This is a genomic window from Idiomarina zobellii, from assembly GCF_900100855.1.
In the GTDB taxonomy this organism is placed as follows: Bacteria; Pseudomonadota; Gammaproteobacteria; order Enterobacterales; family Alteromonadaceae; genus Idiomarina; species Idiomarina zobellii.
The window spans coordinates 21,718-30,997 of sequence record NZ_FNCB01000003.1; the positions used below are offsets into that span (position 1 = coordinate 21,718).

Annotated in this window: 8 protein-coding genes; all 8 read right to left on the reverse strand. The window is 50.4% G+C overall.

Features of this window, described 5'->3' with window-relative positions:
• Positions 1-7: 7 nt before the first annotated feature.
• Genes ftsZ through murD form a run of 8 tightly spaced genes read right to left on the reverse strand, consistent with a single transcriptional unit; the run spans position 8 to position 9,276 of the window.
• The gene (ftsZ, locus tag BLT32_RS04105) at positions 8-1,201 is read right to left on the reverse strand and encodes a cell division protein FtsZ (protein ID WP_053953033.1); all 1,194 of its coding nucleotides are present in this window, start codon (positions 1,199-1,201) and stop codon (positions 8-10) included.
• 37 nt (positions 1,202-1,238) lie between these two features.
• Positions 1,239-2,471, reverse strand: a complete 1,233-nt coding sequence (gene ftsA, locus BLT32_RS04110; protein ID WP_053953034.1) for a cell division protein FtsA — start codon at positions 2,469-2,471, stop codon at positions 1,239-1,241.
• Positions 2,472-2,477: 6 nt separating this feature from the next.
• On the reverse strand, positions 2,478-3,224 hold the full coding sequence (locus BLT32_RS04115) for a cell division protein FtsQ/DivIB (RefSeq protein WP_053953035.1): 747 nt from the start codon (positions 3,222-3,224) through the stop codon (positions 2,478-2,480).
• Positions 3,225-3,226: 2 nt separating this feature from the next.
• Positions 3,227-4,156, reverse strand: a complete 930-nt coding sequence (locus BLT32_RS04120) for a D-alanine--D-alanine ligase (protein WP_053953036.1) — start codon at positions 4,154-4,156, stop codon at positions 3,227-3,229.
• Positions 4,146-5,612 (reverse strand): UDP-N-acetylmuramate--L-alanine ligase, encoded by a 1,467-nt coding sequence (murC, locus tag BLT32_RS04125; RefSeq protein WP_053953037.1) that lies wholly within the window; start codon positions 5,610-5,612, stop codon positions 4,146-4,148. The genes BLT32_RS04120 and murC overlap by 11 nt, the downstream gene beginning before the upstream one ends.
• Positions 5,605-6,693, reverse strand: a complete 1,089-nt coding sequence (murG, locus tag BLT32_RS04130) for an undecaprenyldiphospho-muramoylpentapeptide beta-N-acetylglucosaminyltransferase (protein WP_053953038.1) — start codon at positions 6,691-6,693, stop codon at positions 5,605-5,607. Before murG ends, murC begins: the two co-directional genes overlap by 8 nt.
• Complete coding sequence (ftsW, locus tag BLT32_RS04135) at positions 6,690-7,916, reverse strand: cell division protein FtsW (protein ID WP_053953039.1); 1,227 nt, start codon at positions 7,914-7,916, stop codon at positions 6,690-6,692. Before ftsW ends, murG begins: the two co-directional genes overlap by 4 nt.
• Positions 7,900-9,276 (reverse strand): UDP-N-acetylmuramoyl-L-alanine--D-glutamate ligase, encoded by a 1,377-nt coding sequence (murD, locus tag BLT32_RS04140; protein WP_053953040.1) that lies wholly within the window; start codon positions 9,274-9,276, stop codon positions 7,900-7,902. Before murD ends, ftsW begins: the two co-directional genes overlap by 17 nt.
• Positions 9,277-9,280 lie beyond the last annotated feature (4 nt).

Sequence of the window (9,280 nt, forward strand, 5' to 3'; positions counted from 1 at the left end):
CGGTAATTTAGTCCGCTTGTTTGCGCAAAAATGCCGGAATATCCAAATAATCCAGTTCTTTGTCCTGCTTTGGCTTCGCCGCCGCCTGACGCTTCGCTTCTGGTTTCGGCTCTGCCTGAGCCTCTTCCTGCTCTTCGTAACGAGGAGCTGTAGCGCCGCGGTCAATGTCCGCACGATACGTAGGTTGCGGTTCACGCTTAGGTGCATTTTGCGCATTGTTGACCAGAGAAATATCTGGTTTACGCTCTGCGCCGATACCTGTCGCAACAACGGTTACTCTTAATTCATCAGACATTTCAGTATCGATAACGGTTCCCACAATTACGGTCGCATTATCTGACGCAAACGCCTTCACGGTGTTACCTACCGTTTCGAACTCGTCAATGCTCATGTCCATGCCAGCGGTTACATTAACCAAGACACCGCGCGCGCCTGACAGGTCGATGTCTTCCAGAAGCGGGCTGTTGATAGCCATTTCCGCCGCTTCCTGCGCACGATCTTCACCGCTTGCGGCGCCGGTACCCATCATCGCAGTACCCATTTCTTTCATCACTGCACGAACGTCGGCAAAGTCAACGTTGATAAGACCCGGACGGGTAATTAGCTCGGCAATGCCCTGTACCGCGCCCAGTAGCACGTTGTTGGCGGCGCTGAAGGCATCTAACAACGAAGTGCCTTTGCCCATAACCTTCAACAGTTTCTCGTTAGGAATTGTAATAAGCGAGTCCACACTTTGCTCTAGCGCGTGAATACCTTCATCGGCAACGGCCATGCGCTTCTTACCTTCAAACGGGAAGGGTTTAGTAACAACCGCAACTGTCAGAATACCCAGCTCTTTGGCGACTTCAGCAACCACAGGTGCTGCTCCGGTTCCAGTGCCGCCGCCCATGCCGGCTGCAATAAAGACCATATCCGCGCCTTCTAATTGAATACGGATATTTTCGCGGTCTTCTTCCGCTGATTGGCGACCCACTTCCGGGTTAGCGCCAGCACCAAGTCCCTTCGTGATGTCCTGACCTAATTGAACGGTCACGTCTGCGGTGTGATTACGCAATGCCTGCGCATCGGTGTTCGCCGCAATAAACTGCACGCCTTCAATTGACTCTTTTACCATGTGCTGAACAGCGTTACCGCCGCCACCACCGACGCCTATCACCTTAATGACGGCTTCGCTTTCGTAATTATCCATCAGTTCGAACATAATAATTCTCCCTACCTGCTTTTTTTGCTACCCCAAGTTAAAACTCACCTTTAAACCAGCTCTGCACTTTTTGCCAGAGCCCGATAACGTCAGTTTTAGAGCTTTCTTTTTGTGATACAGCGGCGTCTTCCTGTCCATACCGTAACAGTCCGACCGCTGTCGCATAAACCGGGTCTTCTACGTAGTCCCGTAAACCTTTCATACCAAGCGGCACACCTACGCGCACCGGCATTTGAAATATCTCTTCCGCAAAGTCAACGCAGCCTTCCATTTTCGCGCTACCACCAGTGATAACCACACCAGCAGCTATTTGTTCGTCCAGACCGCTTTGCTGAATTTCATCTCTGATTAACTCAAACAGTTCCTGGTAACGCGGCTCCACCACTTCTGCGAGGGTATGCCGAGACATAACACGCGAAGGGCGACCACCCACCGACGGCACCTCAATGGTGTCTTCCATGCTGACCATTTGCCGCAACGCACAAGCGTGCTTGGTCTTAATTTCTTCCGCGTGATTCGTTGGTGTGCGGAATATTTTTGCAATATCACTGGTGACCTGATTACCCGCCGCCGGGATCACAGCGGTGTGACGCAACACCCCGCCTGCATAGATGCAGATATCAATAGTACCGCCGCCTAAGTCGACCAACGCCACGCCTAGGTCCTTTTCGTCATCGGTTAATACCGAGATGCTGGATGCCAGCGCTGAAAAAATCAGTTTGTCGACCGACAAACCACAGCGTTCCACGGCTTTGATAATGTTCTTGGCCATGTCATTAGCGCAAGTAATAATGTGGACTTTTGACTCCATACGCACGCCCGACATGCCAATGGGGCTGCGAATACTTTCCTGCGAGTCAATCACGTATTCCTGCGGCAGCACATGCAGAATGCGACGCTCTTTTGCAATCGGCACGGACTGCGCTGCATGAATCACACTGTCGACATCGTCCTGTGTCACTTCCGCTTCATTAATCGGCACCATGCCGCTTTCGTTCTGGCACGAGATGTGGCGACCAGAGATATTCAAGTAAACAGATGCAACTCGGCAGTCAGCCATCAATTCGGCTTCGTCCACAGCTCGTTGAACCGACTGAACGACCAAATTCAGGTCATTAACGCCGCCTTTGTCCATGCCACGAGCAACCGCAGTACCAACGCCTACAACGCTGATTTCATTGTCCGGCAACAACTCACCGATAAGAGCGGTCACTTTGCTCGTACCTATGTCCAGACCTACTACCATATTGCGTTCCGATGTTTTCGACATATCTGTCTAACTCTCACTTTTTGCTTCACGCCAGGCTACTGCCGCCCCGGTATCGTATCGTAAATCCACTGTGTCGACTTTGTTCTCTTTACTGTTTTCGTGGTTCATCATGCTTGGAAACAAGTCGATAAACCGTTTAATGCGTTCCAGGGTGGCTTCCCGCCCTAACTTAATTTCAATACCTTGCTCCAGCACCAAACTGACAGCAAAGCGGTCGGTTAAACGTAAGGCTCTTATCGAAAAACCATTCACCGACAACATCTTTTGTAATCGGTAGAACTCGCTTAGCGTGTCCTCGACCGCGTGCTCAGGCCCAAAAAGTTGGGGTAGCTGCGCACTCACTTTTGTCACGTCAGCCCGAAACACTTCATCTTGTTCGTTGATCAGCCGGTCCGCATTCCAAAGCGCTTGCGGCTGATGCTCCGAAACAAATACCGATAAACGGTCGGGCCATACTTTCCGTATGGATACTTTTTGTACCCACGGCAGCGCTTCCACTCGCTGCCTTAAACTGTCGACGTCGGCCGTAAAAAAACTGCCTAACGGCTTTGACAAAAGTGCCTGTCTTATCTCACTTTTGTCGGTATAAATAAGCTCGCCCTGCACACTCAAACTGGCTATAGGCACTTGCTGTTCATCTGTCAGTACTTCATTTAACTGATAAATACCGACGCCTAAACCTATCAAAGTCAAGCAAAACACGATGACGCCAGACCAAAAGTTAACCAACTTAAGGCGCTGCTCAGCGGCCATATCTACTGCTCCAGCGTCTGCGCCAATATGCGCTGCACCAGCTCACCAAAATCAATACCTGATGCTTTCGCTGCCATTGGCACCAGGCTTTTTTCTGTCATGCCCGGTACTGTATTCGCTTCTAACAAATACCAATGCCCATCGTTCGATCGCATGACATCAATGCGTCCCCACCCTTTACCATCAACCGCTTTAAAAGCGTCTTCAGCCAAGTTTTTTAGGTAGGCTTCATCGTCATTGTCTAAACCGGACGGACAATGATACAGGGTGTCGTTTGCCTGGTACTTTGCTTCAAAATCATAAAACTCATGCGGTGTTTCCAGACGAATAACCGGCAACGCGTTATTATCCAACAAAGCAATGGTGTATTCTTTACCTTTTATCCACTTTTCGACTAAAACTTGTTCATCAAATTGAACGGCATGTTTTAACGCCGAGGTTAAACGCTCAGCAGTATCAGCAATACTCATACCTATTGATGAGCCTTCCCTTGCTGGTTTAACAATAACCCGTCCACCGAGCTCTTCTAATAAGATTTCGCCGTCTACCTGGTCGAGTTCCGACGCCCGAACCACCCGCCATGGCGCTGTCGGGAGCTGTAGTGCGTGCCAAATTTGTTTGCAACGCACTTTATCCATTGCTAAGGCACAGCCTAAAACACCACTGCCGGTGTAGGGCATTTCCAGCACTTCCAGTGCGCCCTGCATACTGCCGTCTTCACCTCCGCGACCATGCAAAGCAATAAACACTCGCTCGTAACGCTCTTCAATTAACTCATGTAAGTCATGGGCTGCCGGGTCAAATGCATGTGCATCAATACCTTTAGCCACTAACGCCTTTAACACCGCCATTCCGGACTTAAGCGACACTTCACGCTCGGCAGAATAACCGCCAAGCATAACCGCGACTTTTCCGAAGGCCTCAGGCGTCATTATTCAATACCTCTGAAGCTATTTGTTTCGCCAGGGCGCCTACATTACCGGCTCCCTGGGTCAGTAATAAGTCGTTCCCCGCCAGTACCGATTTCAACACTTGTGGTACTTCTTCCGGTGAACCCACAAAAACCGGATCAATTTGCCCGCGCTGACGGATTGATCGGCACAGTGAACGACCGTCTGCACCGGGCACGACTGCTTCACCTGCGCTATATACTTCCAGCATTATCAATACATCGACCTGCGACAACACATTGACGAAGTCTTCATACAAGTCCCGGGTGCGCGAATAACGGTGCGGCTGAAACACCATGACCAGACGCTTTTCAGGCCAACCTTCGCGTGCGGCTTTTATCGTCGCAGCGACCTCCGACGGGTGGTGTCCATAGTCGTCCACCAACATGACTTCACCCTCTTGCGCCGAGTCAGAAGGTACGGGGAAGTTTCCATAATGCTGGAAGCGACGGCCAATACCTTCAAATTTTGTCAGGGCTCGTTTAATAGACTCGTCGTCTATACCTTCATCCGTTGCAACGGCCACAGCCGCCAGTGCATTCAGTGCGTTATGTTTCCCTGGCATATTCAGGCAGACACGGAACGGCTCCCGGTCTTTACGTAAGATGGTAAAGCAGCTTTGACTTGCTGTTTGTTCATAGTCAACGGCACGCACATCAGCCGATTCACTAAAGCCGTAGGTTATTGCCTGACGCCCAACCCGTGGAATAAGCTCTGACACAACGTCATCATCAGCACACATAACTGCTAATCCGTAAAACGGTAAGTTGTGCAGAAACTCCACATAAGTATCCAGCAACTTATTAAAGTCACCTTCATAGGTGTCCATGTGGTCCGCTTCAATATTCGTCACTATTGCGACCATAGGCTGCAAATGAAGGAAGGAGGCATCGCTCTCATCCGCTTCTGCAATTAAATACTTGCTGCTGCCCAGACGAGCATTGGAACCTGCGCTATTCAGCAAGCCACCAATAACGAAAGTTGGATCTCTCTCGGCTTCGGCAAAAATACTCGCCACCAATGAAGTGGTGGTGGTTTTACCATGGGTTCCTGCCACCGCAATTCCATGTCGAAAGCGCATTAATTCGGCCAGCATTTCCGCCCGACGCACAACGGGGACCCGCAACTCATGTGCCGCTAATAATTCAGCATTGTCCTGCTTTATAGCGCTTGAAACCACAACCACGCTGGCACCTTCGATATTGTTCGCCATGTGACCTAACACAATAGTCGCGCCTAGCACTCTTAGGCGTTCCGTATTGGCATTTTCAGCAATATCAGAGCCCGATATTTGGTAGCCTTGATTCAGCAACACTTCTGCTATTCCGGCCATGCCGGCGCCACCGATACCGACAAAGTGAATGCGCTGCACCCGACGCATTTCAGGTACATTCACTATGGTAAAGGGCTGTGCTTTGGTTGCGGTCATGCTAGTCATCGCTCTTCTCAAATCTTTTACATTCATTCGCTAAGCGTTGGGTCGCTTCTGGCATCCCACGCTCGCGGGCGAAACGCGCCATTGTCCACAGTTGTTGCCTGTCATGCAATAAACGTTTTAAGTGGATGGCTAAAGCCCCATTTTCTAACTCTTTTTGCGGCATTAATAGTGCCGCACCACAACTTTCCAAAACCTTTGCATTCGCTGTTTGATGATCATCCACTGCATGCGGCAGTGGCACCAAAATAGAAGCGACACCAACGGCTGCTAGCTCCGACACAGTTAACGCTCCAGCGCGGCAAATAACCAGGTCTGCCTTGGCAAATTCCGATGCCATGTCGTCAATAAATTCATGTACGGCCAACGAACTTATGGCTTCAGCTCCGGCATACGCTGCTTTAGTGCTGACTTCGTTACCCTGACCACATTGGTGAACCACATTGAGCTCTACATCCGCTAACTGCTGAACCGCTTGTGGCACTTGCTCATTCAACACTTTTGCGCCCAGGCTTCCGCCGACAACTAATATCGTTATAGGCCCTGCAATGCTCTTATCTTCCTGATGCGTTTTTACAACCTCAGTAAAAGCCTGACGCAGCGGGTTGCCAACCACCGAGTATCGGCGCCATTGAGGCGTCGCCACCGGCAAACCTAAAAATACATTGGTTGCCCGAGGCGCCAGTAAGCGGGTTGTCATACCCGGTACTGCATTCTGTTCATGCACTAACAGTGGAATGCCCATCATTTTTGCGGCAATGCCAATCGGCGCACAAACATAACCACCAAAAGTCACAACAACGTTCGGCTGTAACTGCTTTAACAGCCGACGACATTGCAGGACAGCTTTGGCCAGCACCAGCGGCATCTTCAATTTGCGCAATAACCCGTGTCCGCGAACTCCGGTCATGCTGATGCTATGCAAACTAAAGCCTGCGGCCGGAATAACTCTGGACTCAAGACGCCCTTCCCGAGTTCCCAGCCAGTCAACCTGCCAGCCGTCATTTCGTAAGGTTTCAGCCACGGCCAGTGCTGGGAAAATATGGCCGCCAGTACCAGCCGCCGCAATCAGTGCACGGTTCATTCAGCACCTCCGCGCGGCGCAACTTTGCGACCGCTCATTCGGCGCTCATGATCAATACGCAGCAATAATCCGATAGCCAGTGCAGACACAACCAAGCTAGTACCACCGTAACTTACTAATGGCAGTGTTAAGCCTTTTGTCGGCAACGCACCAGATGCCACACCGATATTCACAAAGGCCTGGATACTGAACCAAACGCCAATGCCATAGGCCAAATACCCGCCGTAGCGCTGGTCGACCATTAGGCAGCGGCGCCCGATAATTAAAGCGCGCCAAACCAACATTAATACGACCGCTATCACGCCCATGACGCCTACAAAGCCAAGCTCTTCGGCAACAACGGCCATGATAAAGTCGGTATGAGCCTCGGGCAGGTACTGCAATTTTTGGATACTATTCCCTAAACCTGCACCGCTAAATTGCCCCTGTCCAAAGGCAATAAGCGACTGCATTAGCTGGTACCCTGCGCCAAATGGGTCTTTCTCGGGCTCAAGGAAGGTCAAAAAGCGCTGCATTCGATAAGGCTCAACAATAATCAGCAGTATCATTGCCAGCACACAAGTAATGAATACCGCGAAAAACTGCCAAAGTTTAGCTCCTGCCAGAAAAAGCATGGCAACAGTCGTCGCTGACAACACAACGACGGTTCCAAAGTCGGGCTGCATCAGCAGCAATACCGCTGCGATAAACAACAAGGCCAAAGGTTTGATGAAACCTTTAATAGCTTCCCGGACTTCGTCTTCACGACGCGCCAGATAACTGGCCATGTACACGTAGAAAAACAACTTAGCCATTTCCGCTACTTGCACGGTAATGGGGCCGACTTTTATCCAACGCTGCGAGCCGTTCACTTCGTGCCCAACAACGAGAACAACCAGCAACATGGCCAATCCAACCAACAAGAGCTTACCGCTATGTTCATTCCATAGCGTGGTAGGAATCCGCAAGGACGCCAGCATTACCAATAAGCTGATAACAATATAAATGCCATGTCGAATTGCAAAGTGAAATGGGTTTCCGGTCAACCGGTCAGCCGTTGGTAATGACGCTGAATACACCATAATAAATCCAAAGGCTAACAATGCGAGTGACACCGTTAGCAGCACGCGGTCGTAAAGAGCCTGACTGGTTGGCGGTTTAAACCATTCAACCAGTTGCTGCCAGCGCGGAGCTTTGGCGGCTGGCATTTCAAGCGCTAATTGTTCTTCACGCACTGTTGCCATTGGCTGCCTCCACCGCTTGACAAAATACGCCACCGCGATGCTCAAAGTTATTAAACTGGTCAAAACTTGCACATGCTGGCGATAACAACACCATGTCGCCGGGCTGCACCAGTGACTTAGCAAGCTCTACGGCCTGCTCCAGGCTGTTAACCTGTCTTGAGCCATTAAACAGCTTGCCAATTTTCGGACCGTCTTTACCTATTGTCAGCAGTATGTCGACTTTATCTAAAGTCTCTGCTAACTCTTTAAAGTCAGCACCTTTGCCGTCGCCACCTGCAATGAGGAGTAATCTACCGGTAATTGCCGGTCGCAGCCCCTCGACCGCCGCAGCGGTTGCACCAATATTGGTGGCTTTTGAGTCATTTACCCATAACACGCCTGATTCCTGACTCACTAACTGGCAACGGTGCTCTAAACCGGTGAAGTTTTTAGCTGCTTCTACTGCATCTTCTATTGAAATGCCGAGCGACACAGCCAGTCCCAGTGCAGCTTGAGCGTTCAATAAGTTATGAACGCCCTGTAACTGCAGCTGATCTGCCCGCAGAACCACTTCCCCGGCATAAGTAATGGCAACGGGACCGCTTGATTTATCAACATTGCCACCTAGCAAGCCGAAATCATTGGGATGAGCGTCTTTGCCAACGCTCACTACTTTACCGGTGATAGGGTGAGGCCAGGTATCCTGTTGCTGACGGTTCAACACCCAGGTATCTGCGTTATTAAATATACGCTGCTTAGCAGCAATATAATCCTCAAGCGCATTATAACGGTCGAGGTGATCAGCGCTAATATTCAGCAATACTGCGGCTTTCAGTTTTAACTTTTCTGTTAGCTCCAGCTGAAAACTCGATAACTCAAGCACGACAGCGTCTGGCTTGTTATCCAGCTGTAGCAGGTCTAGCACAGGTAAGCCAATGTTTCCTGCAGCAACCACATTCTTTCCGACCTGCTGGCCAATAAACTCAACCAGTCGGGTTACTGTCGACTTACCGTTTGAACCGGTCACAGCCACCAGTGGAAAATCGACGTTTTGAGCAAAGATTTCAATATCCCCAACGACGGGTATACCCGCATCGCGAGCTAGCGTCAGCGGCTCTTCTCGCAAATCGATACCAGGGCTTGTGATAATCAAGTCGGCAGCTAACGTGTCCTCTATTTCCCAACGGCGAGTGTTGAACTCAGCGCCCGGCATTATCGCTTTCGCATCTTCGAGACCCGGCGGATTTTCACGGGAATCAAACACTCGCACATCAGCAATTAACGACGGCTTGTTTGCCAGAAAACGCACAACCGATACCCCAGTCTTACCCAGACCAAGCACCATGATGTGTTTTGTTTTCTGCCAGTTTATCGTTGTCATTGTT